The organism is Streptomyces sp. NPDC048192 (genome assembly GCF_043202415.1).
In the GTDB taxonomy this organism is placed as follows: Bacteria; Actinomycetota; Actinomycetes; order Streptomycetales; family Streptomycetaceae; genus Streptomyces.
Map to the genome: position 1 here is coordinate 395,042 of NZ_JBIDAL010000008.1, position 18,383 is coordinate 413,424.

An 18,383-nucleotide genomic window follows, 5' to 3' on the forward strand; every position below is an offset into this window, starting at 1 on the left:
TCTCGGCGTACGGCGGCTCAGCGGGCCGACGCGGCGCCGACGGACTTCTTCAGCTCCAGCACCAGCTGCGGGCTGAGCGCGGCGCCGGCGCGGTTGGCGAACAGGGTCATCTCGTAGGCGATGTTGCCGAGCTTGGCCTCCTTGCCGGTGACGACGCCGAGCACGGCGCCGCTGCCGATCGCGGAGACGATCACATGGCCGCCCTCCAGGTCGATGATGACCTTGTTGAGGCCGCCGAGACCGTAGTTGCCGGAGGCGCCGGCGGCCAGGCTGGTGATGCCCGAGACGATCGCGGCGAGCCGTTCGGAGTCGGCGTGCTCGCGCAGTTCGGACACGGCGATCAGCAGGCCGTCGGAGGACACGGCGATCGCGTCCACGACGCCCGCGGTCTCGGTCGCGAAGCGGTTCAGCAGCCAGGTGAAGTCGGCCGCGGCCGCCTGCAGATCACTCGGCGCGGCGCCGCCGCCCGTCGGGGTGTCACCTGTCGACGTGCTCAACTCTCGGCTCCTTGGGGGAGGGGGCTTGGTCGGGGGTGTTGCCGGGTTCGGGTGCCCTGTCGGGTGCGGGTGCCCCCTGCGGGGGCGGCCCGGCGTCGGCGGCTGCGGGAGCCTCCGGCGGCCGGGGGTGGTTGCCGGTGTCGTGCAGGGCGCGGGCCACGGCCGCCTCGAACTCCTCCAGCGCGGCCCGCTCGGCCTCCGCGTCCCGGATGCGGACGGCCTCCGGCACCGCGCGGGCCGCACCGGCGGTGGTGTGCAGGGTCGCACCGCGCACGCGGCGGCGCAGGGGACGGGCGGCGGAGTCGGCAGCCTGTTCGGAGGCGTGCGTGTCCGACGGCACGCCGTCCGCGGCCCGCTTCCCTTCAGGGGCCGGCTCGCGCCGTGGGATGCGGCGGGGGAGCGGGGTGTCCGCGGCCGGGGGAGCCGGACGGCCGGTGTCCTCCGCCGGTGACGTGCCCGGCGGCACAAGGGGGTCCTCGCCCTGGGTCGTCCGCGCCGGTGCCGGGCCGCCCCGCGCCGCCGCGTCGGCCGGCACCGTCCTGATCGGCGTGCCGGGCGCCCGCCCCGGGGTCCCTCGGTCCAGGCCTGCCGTGTCCGCCTCGCCCTGCCCGCTCGGCGGGCTCATCGTCAGCAGCAGGGACGCCGGCAGCGTCACCTCCGCCGTCACGCCGCCGCCCGGGGTGCGGGTCAGGGTGACGGCGATCGACCAGCGGCGGGCGAGCGCGCCCACCACGAACAGGCCGAGCACCTTCGTCGGCGCCAGGTCGAGCCGTTCGCGGCGGACCATCCGCGCGTTCTCCTCGGCGAGCCGCTCGGGGCTCATCCCGAGTCCGTGGTCGGTGATCACCACGTGCACGCCCTCGTCCCCGGCGCGGACGGTCACCTCCACCGGGCTGCCCGCGGGCGAGAACGTCACGGCGTTCTCCAGGAGTTCGGCCAGCATCAGCGTGAGGTCGCCGATGATGTCCGGGGCGACCACGGCGTCCGACGCCGCGTACAGCCGTACCCGCTGATAACCCTCGATCTGCCCGAGCGCGGCCCGGACCACGTTGGACAGCGCGGCCGGCTCCGCGTCCAGCACGGTCTCGCGGATGCCGGCCAGCAGCATCAGACTGTCGGCGTTGCGCCGCAGCCGTACGGCGATGTGGTCGATGGAGTACAGCCGCTCCAGCAGCGCCGGATCGGTCTCGCCCCGCTCCACCGCGTCGATCAGCGCGAGTTGACGTGTCGTCAGGTTGCTGACCCTGCGGCCCACGTTGCCGAACATCTCGGCGGTGTTGCGCCGGCTGAGCACCTGCCGTTCCAGCAGCGCCCCGGCGGTGGTCTGCACCCGGTTGAACGCCTCGGCCAGCTCCCCGATCTCGTCGTGCGCGGTGACCGGCACGTCCCGCAGCCGGGGCGGCCCGTCGTCCTCGGCGTCGTCGTCGGCCACCCGGGCCAGCTCGCGCCCGGCCGCCTCGGCGACCTCACGCGCGGCCCCGGTGAGCGCCTGCACGGGCCTGACCACCGAGCGCCGTACCAGTACCGCGAAGGCGATCCACAGCGCGAACGCGAGCAGCGCGCCGCTCAGCAGCAGGACGGCCCGCCGGCGGGCGGAACCGGCGCCGTCGTCGGCCCGCCCGGCGATCTCCCCGATCAGCGCGGTGGTGATCTTCAGCCGGGCGGCGGCCTCCCGGGGGTAGTACGGGTAGTCGGCCAGCGCGTCCTGGACCGCCCGCCGGATCTCGGCCTGGCCGTTCGCCTGCAGTCCGCCGGCATCGACCTGCAACTCGGCGTAGGCCTGGGCGATGGCGCCCTGCGCCGGGGAGTGCTCGATGCCGCCGAGCCGCTCGGCCTGCGCCGCGGAGGCGAACCGGGCGAACCGGTCGGCCTGGTGGGTGTACAGGTCGTACGCGCCGACCGCGCTGGTGAACTCGATCAGCGCGTTGGTGTCCCCGGTCGTCGCGGCGAACACATTGGTCTCGAAGGCGCCGTGGGCGGCGTCCGCGCGCAGCAGCGAGTCCAGCAGGTTGCCGGTGAAGGTGGCGGCCAGGTCGGCGTTGCGGTCCAGGCGCAGGCCGTCGATGAGCCGCTGGGCGGCGCCCGCGTAGGCCGGGTCGATGTTGTCGGCCGGCAGATACGACTGCTCCACCGAGGCGCGCAGACTCGACAGGCCCTCCACCTCGCGCAACGCCTGCGCCTCGTCGGCCGGCAGCCGGTCGCCGAAGGCGTCACGCACCCTCGTCACCTGGGAGTCGACCGCCCGCTGTGCCGCGCGGTAGGCGGACGCGGAGGGCCGGGCGTCACCGGACTCGTACCGCGCGGACAGCAGGATCGCCTGCTGGTGCTCGGCCTCCACCCGGTCCACCAGCCGCGCCACCTGCGCGCTGTCCCGCACGAGCCGGGCCGCCGAGGCGGCGCTGCCCGACTGCCGCACCAGGTCGGAGAAGAGGTACGACAGCAGGACGGCGATCACCGCGAGCGGGATGCCCACCAGCAGGTTGAGCTTGCGCCGGAAGGGCCAGCGGTCGGCGAAGCCGGTGGTGCCGCCCTGTCCGTGGGCGTGCCGGGCGGGCGCGTCCACTGCGTCCGTGGACACCGGGCCTCCTTCTCGGGGTGTGTCCGACACCGAAGCGGGGCCCCGTCACACCGCTGTGCCCCGATGTCAACGGCCCAGAGACTACAGTCGCTGCAAGGAGTGAACCGGGCGGCGTTCATCAAGAATGCGTTACAAGTGCGCGCTCTTCCTGCACAACTGCCCGCAGATCGAGGCCAATCGGTGATCCATGGGCCTTGACTGACCGAGAACCGGCTGGATTGGATCGGCGCGTGACTTCCACCAACCGCATCAGCAGGTCCATCCGGAGGAACCGAGGCGCGGCGGTGGTCGCCCTCGCGGCGACGACGGCTCTGCTGGCGGCCTGTTCCTCCAACGACAAGTCCGGTGGCAACCCGCTGGCGGACACCGGCAAGAAAAGCGGCGACACCGTGGTCGTCGGGTCCAACAACTTCCCCGAGTCCACCCTGCTCGCCGACATCTACGGCGAGGCCCTCAAGGCCAAGGGAATCAAGGTCGCCTACAAGCCGAACATCGGCAGCCGCGAGACCACCTACGGGCTGATCAAGAACGGCGCCGTCAAGGTGCTGCCCGAGTACAACGGCGCCCTGCTCGCCTACCTCGACCCGAAGGCGGCGCCGAAGACGGCCGACGCCACCACCGCGGCCATCGAGGCCAAGCTGGACTCCAAACTGACCCTGCTCAAGCCCTCGCCCGCCGAGGACAAGGACTCGGTCACGGTCAACGCGGCCACCGCGCAGAAGTACCACCTGACCGCCAAGTCGTCCATCGCCGACCTGAAGGACATCGCGAAGGACCTGGTCATCGGCGCCTCGCCGGAGTTCCAGACCCGGCAGCAGGGCCTGGTGGGCCTGAAGTCCGTCTACGGCCTTCAGTTCAAGTCGTTCAAGGCGCTCGACGCGGGCGGCCCGCTCACCCAGGCCGCGCTGAAGAAGAACGCCGTGCAGGTCGCGGACGTCTTCACCACGGACCCGACCATCTCCAAGGAGAAGTTCGTCGTCCTGCAGGACCCGAAGAACCTCTTCGGCTTCGAGAACGTCCAGCCCCTCGTCTACAAGGGAGCCCTGTCCCAGAAGGGCGCCGACGCGCTCGACGCGGTCTCCGCCAAGCTCGACACCACGACCCTGCTCGACCTGGACACCCAGGTGCAGGTCCAGAACAAGGACCCGATGGACGTGGCCAAGGCCTGGCTGAAGTCGGCGGGCCTCGCCTGACGACCCTCGCCGCCGTACGACCATGGACGTGCCGACGCGGGTGCCCCCGGAGACGGGGAGCACCCGCGTCGTGCTCGACGGAGCCGGCCTCACGCTGCCCGATCTGGTCCGGCTCGCCGACGGCGCCGCCGAACCCGCCGTCGACCCCGCCGCGCTGGACCGGGTCCGCCGGGCCCGGGAGACGGCCGACCGGCTCGCGGCGACCGGCCGCTGGTACGGCCGCGGCACCGGCGTCGGCGCCCACCGCTCGGTCCCCGTCGACCCCGGCGAGGAGACGGCACACGGTCTGCGGCTGCTGCGCAGCCACGCGGGCGGCGCCGGTCCCCTGCTCCCGGCCCGCCCGGTCCGCGCGATGCTCGCCGTCCGCGCCAACCAGCTCCTCGCCGCCGGCTCCGGCATCCACCCCTGCTTCGTCACCGCCCTCACCGACGCCCTGAGCCGCCGCGCCCACCCGGCGATCAGCGCGTACGGCGCCGTCGGCACCGGCGACCTGACGGCCCTGGCCCAGACCGGCCTGACCCTGCTCGGGGAACGCCCCTGGCTGACGGCGGGGCAGCGCGCCGACGGGGCACTGCCGGCCGCGGAACCGGCCCCCGCGCACCCGCACCGGCCGGACGGCGGCCACTCCCGCGGTGCGACGCCGCACCGCGAGCTGCCCGAACCCGTCACCCTCCGCCCGGGGGACGCCCTGGCCCTGCTGAGCAGCAACGCCCTCACGCTCGCGCAGGCCGCGCTCGCCGCGCACGAGACGGACCTGCTGCTGCGCGCCACCCACGCGGTCGCCGCGCTGTCCCTCGCCGCCGTCTCCGGCTCGCCGGAGGCGTACGCCGCGCCGGTGCACGCCTTGCGGCCGTATCCGGGCCCGGCCCGTGCGGCCGCCGAGGTACGGCGCCTGCTCGGCATGCCCGACCGGCCGGTCACCGCCGGCCGCCGCATCCAGGACCCCTACGGCTTCCGCGCCTTCCCGCAGGTGCACGGGGCCGCCCTGGAGGCCTCGGACGCGTTGCGCCGGATCGTCGAGACCGAGATCAACTGTGCCACGGAGAACCCGGTGCTGACCCCCGACGGGCACCTCCACCACCACGGCGGCTTCTTCGCCGCGCACCTCGCGCTGGCGCTGGACGGCCTGAACCTGGCCCTGCTGAAGACCGCGCAGCTCTCCGCCGCCCGGCTGACCGCGCTGAGCCGCACGGACCTGACCGGCCTGCCCGCCTTCCTCGCCACCGGCCCCGCCGGCAGCTCCGGCACGATGATCCTGGAGTACACCGCCAACTCCGCCCTCGCCGACCTGCGGTCGAGCGCCGCCGCACCCGCCTCCGCGGGGCACGCCGTCCTCTCCCACGGCCTGGAGGAGGCCGCCGGCTTCGCGGGCCAGGCGGCCCACCAGACAGCACGCGCCACCGCCGCCTACACGACGGTCCTGGCCTGCGAACTCGTCCAGGCGGTACGGGCATTGCGGCTGCTGCCGGTGTCACCCCCCATCTCCGTCTACACCTTCGCGGCGGCCCGCCTCCCCACGGACACCGAGGACCGCCCGCTCACCGGCGACATCACCGCGGCGGCGGAACTCCTGCCCCTGCTGGCACAGTTGTGAAAGGAGAGGCGCAGGAGGGGGACGGTGGCGACAGCGCCCGGCACCGGACGCCAGAAGCAGGCCTCCGCGAGGGCGTTGCGCTGGGCCGAAGGGTCGTCAGGCGGTCGCGCTCTCCGCTTGCTCCGCGCCCTCGGGCCGGGCGTGCGCCGCCGCCCGTGCCTGTTTGCGGCGCGCGCGGCGGCTGACGCGCGGCTCCTGGTCGGGGAGCCAGCCGAAGGCGAGGCAGCTGCCGGTCACGCCCAGCAGCAGGCCGACGAAGAAGCCGCCCAGGTTGGACGTGACCCACGTGCCCAGGGAGAGCAGGACGCCGGTGATGGAGTAGAAGAGCCGCTGCGCGGGGTTGAAGAGGACGAGCAGGCCCAGCAGCGCCATCAGCGTCGGCAGCAGGTAGCCGGCCGCTCCCTGCATGCCGATGTGCATCACCACCTTCAGCGAGGCCTTCTCGGTGAGCAGGATCTCGCCGCCGGCCAGGGCGAGCAGCAGCCCGCCCCAGAACGGCCGGCGCGCTCGCCAGCCGCGGAAGGCGGCCCGCGCCCCCGGACGCGGACGGTCGGCCGCGCTCATCAGCAACCCGAGTCGCTGAAGCGGAGTTTGAGACCGGGGAGCTTGAACACCCCTGCCGTGGTCGCGTAGTTGGTCTGCCGCAGGTTGGCGATGTGCACGGTGTCGGCCTGCTGGCTGAACACGCCGGCCGGGCCCTTCACGCCTGCCTTGGTCAGGGTGCCGGCGTCGTTGCCGATCTCGATGTTGTTGAAGTCGGCGTTGCCGGACAGCTCCGTGGAGTCGGTGGTCAGATCGCTCGCCTGCACCTTGTCCGCGCCGCCGCCCGCCGTGATGAGCAGGTTGGTGCCGCCGAGGTCGACGCTCTGGCACAGGTGGTCGAGCGTGGCCTGCTTGATCGCGGAGGTCACCACCAGCACCTGACCGCCGGTGTCCCCGGCGTTCGGGCTGCCGTCCGCCATGTTGTCGAGCCCGCCGAACTGCTCGAAACCGGTGCCCCGGAGGTCGGTCGCGGTGACGGTGAACGGCATGCCGGAGATCGCGAACTGCACACCCAGCGCGCCCTGTGCGGTGAGCACCGCGAGACCGGCGGCGACGAGGGTGGCGGGGACCGCCATCACCGCGGCCCGGCGGGCCCGGACCCGCCCCCGTCTCTGCCCGGTGGCGGAGGCGGGCGGCGTCTCGGAGGGGGAGGCGTTCTCCGGTTTCTCGGGGGTGTTGCCGACGGACGAGACGTCCGAGGACGAGGCCATGTCTGCTCCCATGCGTGGATCGCTGCGGGCTGGGCTTCAGTGGCGCGTGTCCTGGCGCGGACAGCGACGGCCGCGTACGCCTCCTCGCACCCCGGCGGAGCAAGGGCTTTCTCGTTACGCGGCAGTAGCCTTTCGAGGAAGTTACCGCCGGTTACTTCGCAGGGTCAAGGGAGATGTGAAAAAAGGGTGCCGGATGTGCGCGAGCTGCGATGACGCGCAGAACTGCCCTGTCATGCCTTGACGTTGACGCACGATCAGGTCTACAACTTGCCCTGCTTCACGGATCCGTGGCGCCGGATCCGCCGAGCGGCACCGGCCGTGTCTCCCGGCCGCCGGGCCGGCCTCTCGCAGCAGATCGCAGCAACCGTTTCACATCACCGCGGCCCCGCACGGCCCTTCCCCCCTGGCGGTGCCCGGGCCGCTGCACGCCGGCCCGGCCGGTAGGCCCTTCCCCCGGGGCCTGCGGCCGGCGCCCGGACCGCCGTCGCCGCGGGCCGTCGCGTACGGAGAAGGCGCGACGGCCCTGCGCCGACGGCACGAACACCTCATCCGAACCCCACTCAGGAAAGAGGCACCCGCATGCGCACGCGATCCCTTCTCGCCCTCGCCGGCACCGCCACCGCACTCGCCCTCGCGGTCGCCGCGCCCGCCTCCGCCGACGGCGGCGCCGTCCTCACCACCGGCGGCGCGGGCGGCACCGCCGTCGCGGCCGGCGACACCCTCACCGCCCCGCTGGCCTCCGGCACCTCCGCCACGTTCCGCTCCAGCGCGACCGGCACCAGCGGCGTCACCTGTACGTCCTCCCAGTTCACCGCCACGGTCACCGGCAACCCGAGCGCCCCCGGCACGGCCACCGAGTCCGTCACCGGACACACCTTCGACAGCAGCTCCTGCACCAGCAACGTCACCGGCGTACTCGGCGTCAGCGGCATCACCGTGGACAACCTGCCCTACTCGGCGACGGTCGCCTCCGACGGCACCCTCACCGTCAGCCCGGCGGCCGGCTCCACGATCCAGACCACGGTGAAGCTGCGCACCCTGCTCGGCTCCGTCACCTGCGTCTACCAGGCGCCCTCGCTGACCGGGAAGGCGGACAACGCCGACAACAGCATCAGCTTCACCAACCAGCAGTTCACCAAGGTCTCCGGTTCGTCGCTGTGCTTCTCGAACGGCTACTTCACCGCGAAGTACGCGCCGGTGACGGACGGCGGAGCCCCGGTCTTCGTCAACTGACCCCCGGCTTCCGCGGCCGGCGTACTCTGCGGGCGGTGCCCCCGGTGACCACCATCACCGGGGGCGCCGCCCGTCTGTGTGAGCGGGAAGCGGCGCCGTGGGCGCATCGGTGCACCGGGGGCGCAAAACACCGACCGGTTCGGCTGTTTCCCGTCCGCTTCGAGGCCCCGTTGAGGAGCCGGCTGCGGTCTGCGTATGGTGGCGATCATGGGTCCGCCGGTGGTGCGCGACCTGACGCCGGCTCGGGACCCGATTGCCGTCGGCGCCCGGTGGGTTAAGGTGTCCGGGGAGCCGAAAACAAACCGCACGTCCCGTTGGTATGAGTCGCGAGGAGGGGTCACAGGATGGCGAGGCAGTTACGCGCCGAGCAGACCCGGGCAACGATCATCACGGCCGCGGCCGATCTGTTCGACCGGCACGGCTACGAGTCCACGAGCCTGAGCGACATCGTCGCACACGCGAAGGTCACCAAGGGCGCGCTGTACTTCCACTTCGCCGCCAAGGAAGACCTCGCCCGTGCCATCCTCCAACTCAACGCCCAGGCCGCCAAGACGCTGGTCGCCGAGACAGAGGGCCGCGGCTGCTCCTCGCTGGAGGCCCTGATCCGCACCACGTTCGGCATCGCCCGGCTCGCCGTGGAGGACCCGGTGCCGCGCGCCGCGCTCCGCCTCGCCACCGCCGACGTCGCCGTACGGCCGCCCCTGCGGCACCCGTTCGCCGAGTGGCTGGAGTTCGCGACCAGGAAGTTCACCGGCGCCGTCAGGGAGTCCGACCTGCACGGCGATCTCGACGTCGGCATCGTCGCGCACTCCCTGGTCTCCTTCTTCGTCGGCACCCGCGTCGCGGGACGCTCGCTGGAGCCGGTGGGACGGCTGCCGCGCCGGGTCGCCGAGATGTGGTACCTGCTGATCCGGGGCCTGGTCCCGGTGCACCGCCGTCCCCGCTACATCAGCCTGGCCACGCAGCTGGAGCGGGAGATCAGAACGGCCTGACCCGCGCGATACGGTGACGGACATGCCCTCCACCCCGTTCGCACCCGTGATTCTCGGCAACGAACCCGGCTCCTTCCCGCACAGCGTGCTGGCCGAGCGGCACCCGGCGATCATCGAGCGGGTGCGGGACGCCTTCCCGTACGGCCCGGGGCAGCATCGAGCCCTGGACGAGCTGCTCGAGAGCTGCACCACAGGGACGGTCGAGCCGCTCCCGGCCGACGCCCCGGACCGGGACCGCTGGCAGGAGTGGGGGCTGGCCGACCGCGCCGGGCGCTCCTGGTACGACGTGCCGTGGCTGTGGTCGGAGAGCTACTTCTACCGCCGGCTGCTCGACGCCGTGGGCTGGTTCGGACCCGGCGCCTGGCAGGGCATCGACCCGTTCCGCCCGTTCAAGCGCGCCGAACTGGACGCGCCGGAGACAGCCGGGGAACTGGCCGCGCTGGACGCCCTGTCCGGCCTGTCCGAGGAGCGGCGGGCGCGCGCCCTGCTGCACGGCTCGCTCTGGGGCAACCGCGCCGACCTCGGCTTCAGGCTCTCCGCCGAAGGCGCCGAGGCCCGCGAACCGGCGCCCGCGCTCGTCGTCGACGACAGCGAGGCCCTGTGCTCGCTGCTGCCGCCCGACGGCACGGCCACCCTGGTCCTGGTCGCGGACAACGCGGGCCGCGAACTCGTCCCCGACCTGCTGCTGCTCGCCCACCTCCTCGCCGAGGGCCGGGCCGCCCGGGCGGTGCTGCACGTCAAGCCGTACCCGTACTACGTCTCCGACGCCACGACCGCCGACGTGGTCGACGCACTGCAGCGGCTGCGCGCGGCGCCCGGCGCCGCCGCCGGGTACGCGCGCGTGCTGTGGTCGGCCATGGCCGACGGCCGCCTCACCGTGCGCGCCCACCCCTTCTCCTGCGCCCCGCTGGGGTACGAGGAGATGCCGGACGACCTGCGCGCCGAGTTCGCCGCGGCCACGCTGACCCTGTTCAAGGGCGACCTCAACTACCGGCGGCTGGTGGGCGACCGGCTGTGGCCGCCGACCACGCCCTTCCCGGAGACGACCGCGTACTTCCCCGGCCCGGTCGCCGCGCTGCGCACGCTGAAGTCGGATGTGATCACCGGGCTGCCGGCGGCGACCGAGGCCGCCCTGGTGGCGGCCGAGGACCAGCGCTGGCGCACCGCCGGCACCCATGCGCTGATCCAGGCCGACATCACGCCACGCGCAGCGGCAGGGACTTGATGCCGTTGATGAAGTTCGACACCAGACGCCCGGGCGGCGCGGCGAGCCGGAGCTCCGGCAGGACGCGCAGCACCTCCTCGTGCAGCAGCCGGAGCTGCAGCCGCGCGAAGTGGGCGCCCAGGCAGACGTGCGGGCCGTCGCCGAAGGACACGTGCGGGTTGGGGGAGCGGGCCAGGTCGAGCCGGCCGGGATCGGCGAAGACCCGTTCGTCCCGGTTGGCCGAGGCGTGGAAGACCACGACCTTGTCCCCGGCCCGGATCCGCCGCCCGGCCAGCTCGGTGTCCCGCGCGGCGGTGCGGCGGAACGTCAGCACGGGCGGATGCCAGCGCAGCAACTCCTCGACCGCCGAGGGGAGTCCCACCGCGCCGGCACGCAACGACCCGTACGCCTCCGGGTGCTCCGCGAGCGCCAGCAGCCCGCCGGGGGCAGCGCTGCGCACGGTGTCGTTGCCGGCGACGGTCAGCAGGAAGAAGAACATCTCCAGCTCCGCACCGGCGAGTTCCGCGTCGTGGGCGAGCGTCGTCATGATGTCGTCGTCGGGGAACCGCCGCTTGTGCGCGGCGAGCTGTCCGGCGTAGGCGAACATGTCCTTCAGCATCGCGGGGGAGCGCGGATCGACCGGCGTGCCCGACGCGTCCAGCACCACGGGGTCGGCCTCGTCCGGGTCCTGGTAGCCGATCACCCGCTGCGTCCAGTGCAGCAGCAGCCGCCGGTCGCTCTCCGGGACGCCCAGCAGGTCCGCGAGGTTGAGCAGGGCGTACTCGTCGGTGACGGCGGCCACCAGATCGACGGTGCCGTCGCCGGCGCGCGCCCGCTCGATCGCCCCGGCGAGCAGCGTGCGCGCCCGCTCCCGGGCGACCGCGGCGAACCGTTCGACCCGGCCCGGCGTGAAGGCCCGGCTCACCAGCCGCCGCAGCCGGCCGTGCTGCGGCGGATCCTGGTTGAGCATCATGCGCCGGATGAACGGCAGGTCCTCCGGGGCCGGGTCGCGGATCTGGGTCGCCCCGACGTGGGAGGAGTACGCCGTACCGTCCTTCAGCACCCGGACGACGTCCGTGTGCCGGGTCACCGCCCAGAACCCCGGTCCGGCCGGCTAGCCCAGCACCTCCGGCTCCTCCTGCCAGGCGACGGGGTGGCGATCGCGCAGCAGACGGTAGTCGTCGTACGGCACCCCGACGGCGTACCGGCGCGGATCGAACACGTCCGGCACGGGCGGGGCCGCGCCGGCGCTCACCGCCGCTCCTTCCCGTCGGCCCGGTCGCTCGCCGTGCCCGGGCCGTACGCGTCCGGGGCCTTGCCGAAGCCGGGCAGGGTGCACCGGCCGTGCACGGCGGACACCGTGCGGGCGCCGTCACCGTGCACCTCATGGGGCAGCACGAAGGAGGTCATGCGCCTACCGTGACCCGCGACCGGGGACGGGGCAAGGGCACGGGCGAACACCCGCGGCGGCGGCCGGAGTTCCGGTTCCAGGGGATTTCACGCGATGGTGTGATCATGTTTCGCGCGGCGGATGCGTGCGGAGCGGCGCGGGTAGGGCCCGGCCATGACGCAGCCGTTCGAACTCCCGCACTTCTACATGCCGTATCCCGCGCGGCTCAACCCGCACCTCGACGAGGCCCGCGCCCACTCGACCGCGTGGGCGCGCGAGATGGGCATGCTGGAAGGCTCCTGGATCTGGGAGCAGGCCGACCTGGAGGCGCACGACTACGGGCTCCTGTGCGCCTACACGCACCCCGACTGCGACGGCCCCGCCCTCTCGCTGATCACCGACTGGTACGTGTGGGTGTTCTTCTTCGACGACCACTTCCTCGACATGTACAAGCGCACCCAGGACCGCGCCGCCGGAAAGGCCCACCTGGACCGGCTGCCGCTGTTCATGCCGCTCGACCCGGCGGCCCCCGTGCCCGAGCCGGAGAACCCCGTCGAGGCGGGCCTGAAGGACCTGTGGGCGCGCACGGTGCCGTCGATGTCGGCGGACTGGCGCCGCCGCTTCTCCGTGGCCACCGAGCACCTGCTCAACGAGTCGATGTGGGAGCTGTCGAACATCAACGAGGGGCGGATCGCCAACCCGGTCGAGTACATCGAGATGCGCCGCAAGGTGGGCGGCGCCCCCTGGTCGGCCGGGCTCGTGGAGTACGCGGCCGCCGAGGTGCCCGCCGCCGTCGCCGGCACCCGCCCGCTGCGGGTCCTCATGGAGACCTTCTCCGACGCCGTCCACCTGCGCAACGACCTGTTCTCCTACCAGCGCGAGGTCGAGGACGAGGGCGAGAACAGCAACGGCGTGCTCGTCCTGGAGACGTTCTTCGGCTGTACGACGCAGGAGGCCGCCGACACCGTCAACGACATCCTCACCTCGCGCCTGCACCAGTTCGAGCACACCGCCCTCACCGAGGTCCCGGCCGTGGCCCTGGAGAAGGGCCTCACCCCGGACCAGGTCGCCGCGGTCGCCGCCTACACCAAGGGCCTGCAGGACTGGCAGTCCGGCGGCCACGAATGGCACCTGCGTTCCAGCCGCTACATGAACGAGCAGGCGCGCGGCAGCTCCCCGTGGCAGGCGCCGGGCGGCCCCGGCACCTCGGCCGCCGACGTCGGGGCGCTCCTCGCCGCGGCCGCCCGGGAACGCCTGCGCGCCCACACGCACGTGCCGTTCCAGAAGGTCGGCCCTTCCGTCCTGCCCGAGTTCCACATGCCGTACCGGCTTCGGCTGAGCCCCCACCTCGATCGCGCCCGCCGGAATCTGACCGCCTGGTCCCACCGCATGGGCATCCTCGAGGAGGGCGTGTGGGACGAGGACAAACTCGCCGCCTACGACCTGGCGCTGTGCTCTGCGGGCCTCGACCCGGACGCCACCGAAGAGGCCCTCGACCTCAGCGCCCAGTGGCTCGCCTGGGGGACGTACGGCGACGACTACTACCCGCTGGTGTACGGCCACCGCCGCGACCTCGCCGCCGCCCGCCTGACGACCGCCCGGCTGTCGCGGTGCATGCCGGTGGACGGCGAGCCGGCCCTCGTCCCGGCCGACGCCATGGAGCGCGGCCTCACCGACCTGTGGGCGCGCACGACGGCCGGCATGACCGCCGACCAGCGGCGCACCCTGAAGGCCGCCGTGGACACGATGACCGAGAGCTGGGTGTGGGAGCTGTCCAACCAGCTGCAGAACCGCATCCCCGACCCGGTCGACTACCTGGAGATGCGGCGCGCCACCTTCGGCTCCGACCTCACCCTGAGCCTGTGCCGGATGGGCCACGGCCCGGCCGTACCGCCCGAGGTGTACCGCAGCGGCCCGGTGCGGTCCCTGGAGAACGCCGCGATCGACTACGCCTGTCTCCTCAACGACATCTTCTCGTACCAGAAGGAGATCGAGTACGAGGGCGAGATCCACAACGCCGTTCTCGTCGTGCAGAACTTCTTCGGCGTGGACCATCCGACCGCGCTGCGCGTGGTCCACGACCTGAACACCCAGCGCATGCAGCAGTTCGAGCACGTCGTCGAGCACGAACTGCCCGTCCTCTACGACGACTTCGAGCTGTCGGAGGCGGCCCGGGCCGCCATGGACGGCTACGTCCGCGACCTGCAGAACTGGATGGCCGGAATCCTCAACTGGCACCGGAACGTGAACCGCTACAAGGCCGAGTGGCTGGCCCGCCGCACCCACGGCTTCGTGCCCGACCGCGCCCCCGCCGTACCGGCGCTCTCCCTCGGCTGACGGTCGCCGAATCTTCGCGTACGGAACGGGGCATTCTGGGAACTTCGGTGAGCCCTCGGGAGTCCTGTGGAGTAAGGGGAACAACAAGACCGAGAACACACGGGGGTGTTCGGCCTTGACCGAGACCATCGACAGGCTCACCGGGGCGACCACGGGGCAGCAGCCGGCGCCGGCGGGCGAACTGACGCCGTATCTGGCGCCGTTGACCGTCCCGCCCGTCCTGCGTCCCGCCGCGGGCGACGTCCTGCGCGAGACCGAGATCGCCATCCGCCCGACCTGGGTGCGCCTGCACCCGCAGCTGCCGCCGACCCTGATGTGGGGGTACGACGGCCACGTGCCGGGCCCGACCATCGAGGTGCGGCGCGGACAGCGTGTCCGCATCGCCTGGACCAACCGCATACCGAAGGACGCCGAGTACCCGGTCACCTCCGTCGAGGTGCCCGCCCGCGCGCCCGGCGTCCCGCCCGCCTCCACCGAGCCGGGCCGCGAGGGCGTCGAGCCGGACAAGGACGTCGCCGCACTGCCCGCCTGGACGGTGACGCACCTGCACGGCGCCCAGACCGGCGGCGGCAACGACGGCTGGGCGGACAACGCCGTCGGACACGGCGACGCCCAGCTGTCGGAGTACCCGAACGACCACCAGGCGGTGCAGTGGTGGTACCACGACCACGCCATGAACATCACGCGGTGGAACGTGATGACGGGCCTGTACGGCACCTACCTCGTCCGGGACGACGAGGAGGACGCCCTGCGGCTGCCGTCCGGCGAGCGGGAGATACCGCTGCTCCTCGCCGACCGCAACCTGGACACCGACGAGGACGGCCGCCTCAACGGACGGCTGCTGCACAAGACGGTGATCGTCCAGCAGAGCAACCCGGAGACCGGAAAGCCGGTCTCGCTGCCCTTCACCGGCCCCTACACCACGGTCAACGGCCGCATCTGGCCGTACGCCGAGGTGGACGCCGCCTGGTACCGCTTCCGGCTGGTCAACGCCTCCAACGCGCGCATCTTCGAGCTGGTGCTGATCGACGAGGACGGCGAGCCGGTGCCGGGCGCCGTGCACCAGATCGGCAGCGACGGCGGGCTGCTGCCCCGCCCGGTGCCGATCGACTTCGACGGGGAGCTGCCCACGCTGACCGCCGCACCGGCCGAGCGGTTCGACCTGCTGGTCGACTTCCGGGCGCTGGCGGGCCGGAGGCTGCGGCTGGTCGACAAGGGCCCCAACGAGCCCGCCGGGGTGCCCGACCCGGCCGGTGACGTGCGCTACCCGGACGTCCTGGAGTTCCGGGTCCGCGAAGCCTGCGAGGAGGACCCCTTCGAGCTGCCCGAGGTGCTCTCCGGCTCCTTCCGCCGCCTGACCCACGACCTCCCGCACGGCCACCGCCTGGTCCTGCTCACGCCGCCCGCCACCAAGGGCGCGGGCGGCCACCCGGAGATCTGGGAGCTGACCGAGGTCGGGGACCCGGCCGGACTGCGGCTGCCGGCCGACGGCATCGTGCAGGTCACAGGGCCCGACGGCACCACGAAGACATACCGGCGGACCTCCCGGACGTTCAACGACGGCCTCGGCTTCACCATCGCCGAGGGGGGCTACGAGCAGTGGAGCTTCCTCAACCTCGCGCCCATCGTGCACCCCATGCACATCCATCTGGCCGACTTCCAGCTGCTCGGCCGGGACGCCTACGACGTCTCCGGCTTCGACCCCGCCGCCGGCGGCACCCGCACGCCGATCCGGTACGACGCCGGGCGGCCGATCCCGCTGGCCCCCAACGAGCGCGGCAACAAGGACGTCTTCCGGGTGCCGGGCGGCCAGATGCTGCGGGTCATGGGCCGCTTCGACGGGGCGTACGGCCGGTTCATGTACCACTGCCATCTGCTGGAGCACGAGGACATGGGCATGATGCGGCCCTTCGTCGTCATGCCGGCCGAGGCGATGAAGTTCGACCACGGCGCCGCCCACGGCGGCCACGGGGAGGGGCACACCGGCTGACACCCACGGAACCCCGGCAGGCCGTCCGGCACGCCTGCCGGGAACCCGCCCCGCCATGACTACCCTCCGTCGGCCTTCGGCCAGTCTCACTCGTTCGTGTCTCGTCGCGGGCCGGCGCCCCGGGTAGAGCATCAGCCGGAGGCGAGCGAACCATGGAATACACAGCGTTGCGTCCCAAGGCGATGCCCGGGCAGGACCCGCGGGAGAGCGGCACCGCGCCCGGTGCGCCGCACCGCCCGCACGCCGTGCCGCGCCGCGCGCGGCGGCTGCGGGCGCTGCTGCTCGGCGTGTTCGCCGGCACCCTGCTGGTGCTGACCGGCGTCGGCATCGGCACGGTCGGCGCCACGGTGATCGGCCTGAGCAGGCTCGCCGAGCTGCGGCACCAGGCCCCGCCCGTCGCACCGCCGGCCCGGGCCGCGCCCACCGACCCCGCCGCCGGCCCGAGCCACGCCCCGGCGGCCGCTCCCGGGGCCACCCTGGGCGTCGAGGTGGTCGACGCCGAGAAGGCGGGCGCGCTGGTCGTGGGCGTGCACGTGCCCGGACCCGGCTATACGGCGGGCCTGGTCCGCGGCGACGTGGTGCTGCAGTTCGGCTCCGCCCGCGTCGACAGCGCCGCCGACCTCGCGCGCGCCGTCGCCGGGGCCCGGCCCGGCCGGCAGGTGCTCCTCACCGTGCGTCACAGCAGCGGGGGCTACCAGCAGTTGACGGTCGCGCCGGGCGTGGTGACCTGAGCGGGCCGGCGCCGGCCGCCGCCCCACACGCCCTCGGGCACCCCGCGAAACCCGCTGGTCACCGTGGGCCCCACGCGCCATGATGGCCCCATGCCGAGTCCTTCCCGAGCCGACCGCGCCACGCGGGGAGCAGCGGCGACCGGCTCGCGCGACCCTGTCCGGCCGGGCAGGATGCTGCCCGAGATGCCGTCGCCCGTTTCCCACCCGCACCCGGAGGCCCGGATGACGACCGGTAGCACGCCCGCGCGGTTCACCGCCGCCGACTACAGGGCCCGTATGGAGCGCGCCGCGCGCTCCGCGGCCGACGCCGGCCTCGCGGGGCTGCTCGTGGCACCGGGGCCCGACCTGGTCTGGCTCACCGGCTACACGCCCACCGCCGTCACCGAACGGCTCACCCTGCTCGTGCTCACGCCCGGCCAGGACCCGGTGCTCGTCGTGCCGACCCTGGAGGCGCCGGACGCCGAGCACGCCGTCGGCGCGTCCGCGCTCACCCTGCGCGACTGGACCGACGGCACGGACCCCTACGCCGTCACCGCCGGCCTTCTCGACGGCCGCGGCCGCTTCGGCATCAGCGACAACACCTGGGCCCTGCACCTGCTGGGCCTCCAGCGGGCCCTGCCGGACACCTCCTACGCCGCTCTCACCGACGCCCTCCCGATGCTGCGCGCCGTCAAGGACGCCGCGGAACTGGAACTCCTCGCAGCCGCCGGAGCGGCCGCCGACGCGGCGTTCGAGGAGATCCGCAAGGTTCCCTTCGCCGGCCGCCGCGAGTCCGACGTCGGCGACGACCTCGCCGGCCTGCTGCGCCGCTTCGGCCACGAGCAGGTCGACTTCACCATCGTCGGCTCCGGCCCCAACGGAGCCAACCCGCACCACGAGGTCGGCGACCGGGTCATCCGGCGCGGCGACATGGTCGTCCTGGACTTCGGCGGCCTGATGGACGGCTACGGTTCCGACACCACCCGCACGGTGCACGTGGGCGAGCCCGGCGAGGAGGAGCGCCGGGTGCACGACATCGTCCGCGAGGCCCAGGAGCAGGGCTGCCAGGCCGTACGGCCCGGGGCCGCCTGCCAGGACGTGGACCGCGCCGCCCGCGCGGTGATCACCGACGCCGGGTACGGCGAGTACTTCATCCACCGCACCGGGCACGGCATCGGCGTCACCACGCACGAACCGCCGTACATGATCGAGGGCGAGGAGCAGCCCCTCGTGCCCGGCATGTGCTTCTCCGTCGAGCCCGGCATCTATCTCCCGGGCCGCTTCGGGGTGCGCATCGAGGACATCGTCACGGTGACCGAGGACGGCGTCCGCCGTCTGAACAACACCACCCGTGAGATGGTCATAGTGGACTGAGAGGCCCAGGAGACACCCTCGACGACACCCGGAACGGC

The 18,383-nt window shown here is 73.2% G+C and carries 14 protein-coding genes and 1 pseudogene; 9 read left to right on the forward strand and 6 right to left on the reverse strand.

Going from position 1 to position 18,383, the window contains the following annotated elements; translation table 11 throughout:
- Positions 1–17: 17 nt before the first annotated feature.
- On the reverse strand, positions 18–497 hold the full coding sequence (locus ACGFZN_RS19720) for a roadblock/LC7 domain-containing protein (protein ID WP_393859742.1): 480 nt from the start codon (positions 495–497) through the stop codon (positions 18–20).
- A complete protein-coding gene (locus ACGFZN_RS19725) occupies positions 478–3,075 on the reverse strand; it encodes an ATP-binding protein (protein WP_393859743.1) in 2,598 nt (865 codons plus the stop codon). Before ACGFZN_RS19725 ends, ACGFZN_RS19720 begins: the two co-directional genes overlap by 20 nt.
- Before the next feature lie 230 nt (positions 3,076–3,305).
- Here ACGFZN_RS19725 and ACGFZN_RS19730 point away from each other — a divergent pair, with 230 nt between their 5' ends.
- Together ACGFZN_RS19730 and ACGFZN_RS19735 are read left to right on the forward strand one after the other, a co-directional pair.
- Positions 3,306–4,268, forward strand: a complete 963-nt coding sequence (locus tag ACGFZN_RS19730; protein ID WP_393859744.1) for an ABC transporter substrate-binding protein — start codon at positions 3,306–3,308, stop codon at positions 4,266–4,268.
- Between the two features lie 22 nt (positions 4,269–4,290).
- Positions 4,291–5,862, forward strand: a complete 1,572-nt coding sequence (locus ACGFZN_RS19735; protein ID WP_393859745.1) for an aromatic amino acid lyase — start codon at positions 4,291–4,293, stop codon at positions 5,860–5,862.
- A gap of 96 nt (positions 5,863–5,958) precedes the next feature.
- Here ACGFZN_RS19735 and ACGFZN_RS19740 read toward each other — a convergent pair whose 3' ends face one another.
- Together ACGFZN_RS19740 and ACGFZN_RS19745 are read right to left on the reverse strand one after the other, a co-directional pair.
- Positions 5,959–6,426, reverse strand: coding sequence for a DUF6114 domain-containing protein (locus tag ACGFZN_RS19740; RefSeq protein WP_393859746.1), 468 nt, complete (start codon positions 6,424–6,426; stop codon positions 5,959–5,961).
- A complete protein-coding gene (locus ACGFZN_RS19745; RefSeq protein ID WP_393859747.1) occupies positions 6,426–7,115 on the reverse strand; it encodes a DUF6230 family protein in 690 nt (229 codons plus the stop codon). Before ACGFZN_RS19745 ends, ACGFZN_RS19740 begins: the two co-directional genes overlap by 1 nt.
- Positions 7,116–7,694: 579 nt before the next feature.
- Here ACGFZN_RS19745 and ACGFZN_RS19750 point away from each other — a divergent pair.
- The 3 genes from ACGFZN_RS19750 to ACGFZN_RS19760 all read left to right on the forward strand — a co-directional run bounded on the left by ACGFZN_RS19750 (position 7,695) and on the right by ACGFZN_RS19760 (position 10,565).
- Positions 7,695–8,348 (forward strand): Tat pathway signal sequence domain protein, encoded by a 654-nt coding sequence (locus ACGFZN_RS19750; protein WP_393859748.1) that lies wholly within the window; start codon positions 7,695–7,697, stop codon positions 8,346–8,348.
- A gap of 344 nt (positions 8,349–8,692) precedes the next feature.
- Positions 8,693–9,340, forward strand: coding sequence for a ScbR family autoregulator-binding transcription factor (locus ACGFZN_RS19755; RefSeq protein WP_393859749.1), 648 nt, complete (start codon positions 8,693–8,695; stop codon positions 9,338–9,340).
- Between the two features lie 22 nt (positions 9,341–9,362).
- Complete coding sequence (locus ACGFZN_RS19760) at positions 9,363–10,565, forward strand: damage-control phosphatase ARMT1 family protein (RefSeq protein WP_393859750.1); 1,203 nt, start codon at positions 9,363–9,365, stop codon at positions 10,563–10,565.
- Here the strand turns inward: ACGFZN_RS19760 and ACGFZN_RS19765 are convergent.
- Positions 10,537–11,799: pseudogene (locus ACGFZN_RS19765) on the reverse strand (cytochrome P450). The gene ACGFZN_RS19760 and the pseudogene ACGFZN_RS19765 sit on opposite strands and share 29 nt — an antisense overlap.
- Positions 11,796–11,954, reverse strand: coding sequence for a hypothetical protein (locus tag ACGFZN_RS19770; RefSeq protein ID WP_393859751.1), 159 nt, complete (start codon positions 11,952–11,954; stop codon positions 11,796–11,798). Before ACGFZN_RS19770 ends, ACGFZN_RS19765 begins: the two are co-directional and overlap by 4 nt.
- Positions 11,955–12,108: 154 nt before the next feature.
- Here ACGFZN_RS19770 and cyc2 point away from each other — a divergent pair, with 154 nt between their 5' ends.
- The 4 genes from cyc2 (at position 12,109) to ACGFZN_RS19790 (ending at position 18,345) form a co-directional block, all read left to right on the forward strand.
- Positions 12,109–14,271 (forward strand): germacradienol/geosmin synthase Cyc2, encoded by a 2,163-nt coding sequence (gene cyc2 / locus ACGFZN_RS19775; RefSeq protein ID WP_393859752.1) that lies wholly within the window; start codon positions 12,109–12,111, stop codon positions 14,269–14,271.
- 115 nt (positions 14,272–14,386) lie between these two features.
- Complete coding sequence (phsA, locus tag ACGFZN_RS19780; RefSeq protein ID WP_393859753.1) at positions 14,387–16,261, forward strand: O-aminophenol oxidase PhsA; 1,875 nt, start codon at positions 14,387–14,389, stop codon at positions 16,259–16,261.
- 152 nt (positions 16,262–16,413) lie between these two features.
- Positions 16,414–16,992 (forward strand): PDZ domain-containing protein, encoded by a 579-nt coding sequence (locus ACGFZN_RS19785; protein WP_393859754.1) that lies wholly within the window; start codon positions 16,414–16,416, stop codon positions 16,990–16,992.
- Positions 16,993–17,214: 222 nt separating this feature from the next.
- Entirely contained in the window at positions 17,215–18,345 is a 1,131-nt protein-coding gene (locus tag ACGFZN_RS19790) for an aminopeptidase P family protein (protein ID WP_393859755.1), read from the forward strand.
- The last annotated feature ends 38 nt before the right edge of the window (positions 18,346–18,383 follow it).

Excerpts from the sequence above, each read along its gene's own strand:
- ACGFZN_RS19735 (WP_393859745.1), top strand. The coding sequence starts at position 4,291 with ATGGACGTGCCGACGCGGGTGCCCCCGGAGACGGGGAGCACCCGCGTC.
- ACGFZN_RS19740 (WP_393859746.1), bottom strand. The coding sequence starts at position 6,426 with ATGAGCGCGGCCGACCGTCCGCGTCCGGGGGCGCGGGCCGCCTTCCGC.
- ACGFZN_RS19745 (WP_393859747.1), bottom strand. The coding sequence starts at position 7,115 with ATGGCCTCGTCCTCGGACGTCTCGTCCGTCGGCAACACCCCCGAGAAA.
- ACGFZN_RS19750 (WP_393859748.1), top strand. The coding sequence starts at position 7,695 with ATGCGCACGCGATCCCTTCTCGCCCTCGCCGGCACCGCCACCGCACTC.
- ACGFZN_RS19755 (WP_393859749.1), top strand. The coding sequence starts at position 8,693 with ATGGCGAGGCAGTTACGCGCCGAGCAGACCCGGGCAACGATCATCACG.
- ACGFZN_RS19760 (WP_393859750.1), top strand. The coding sequence starts at position 9,363 with ATGCCCTCCACCCCGTTCGCACCCGTGATTCTCGGCAACGAACCCGGC.
- ACGFZN_RS19770 (WP_393859751.1), bottom strand. The coding sequence starts at position 11,954 with ATGACCTCCTTCGTGCTGCCCCATGAGGTGCACGGTGACGGCGCCCGC.
- cyc2 (WP_393859752.1), top strand. The coding sequence starts at position 12,109 with ATGACGCAGCCGTTCGAACTCCCGCACTTCTACATGCCGTATCCCGCG.
- ACGFZN_RS19785 (WP_393859754.1), top strand. The coding sequence starts at position 16,414 with ATGGAATACACAGCGTTGCGTCCCAAGGCGATGCCCGGGCAGGACCCG.
- ACGFZN_RS19790 (WP_393859755.1), top strand. The coding sequence starts at position 17,215 with ATGACGACCGGTAGCACGCCCGCGCGGTTCACCGCCGCCGACTACAGG.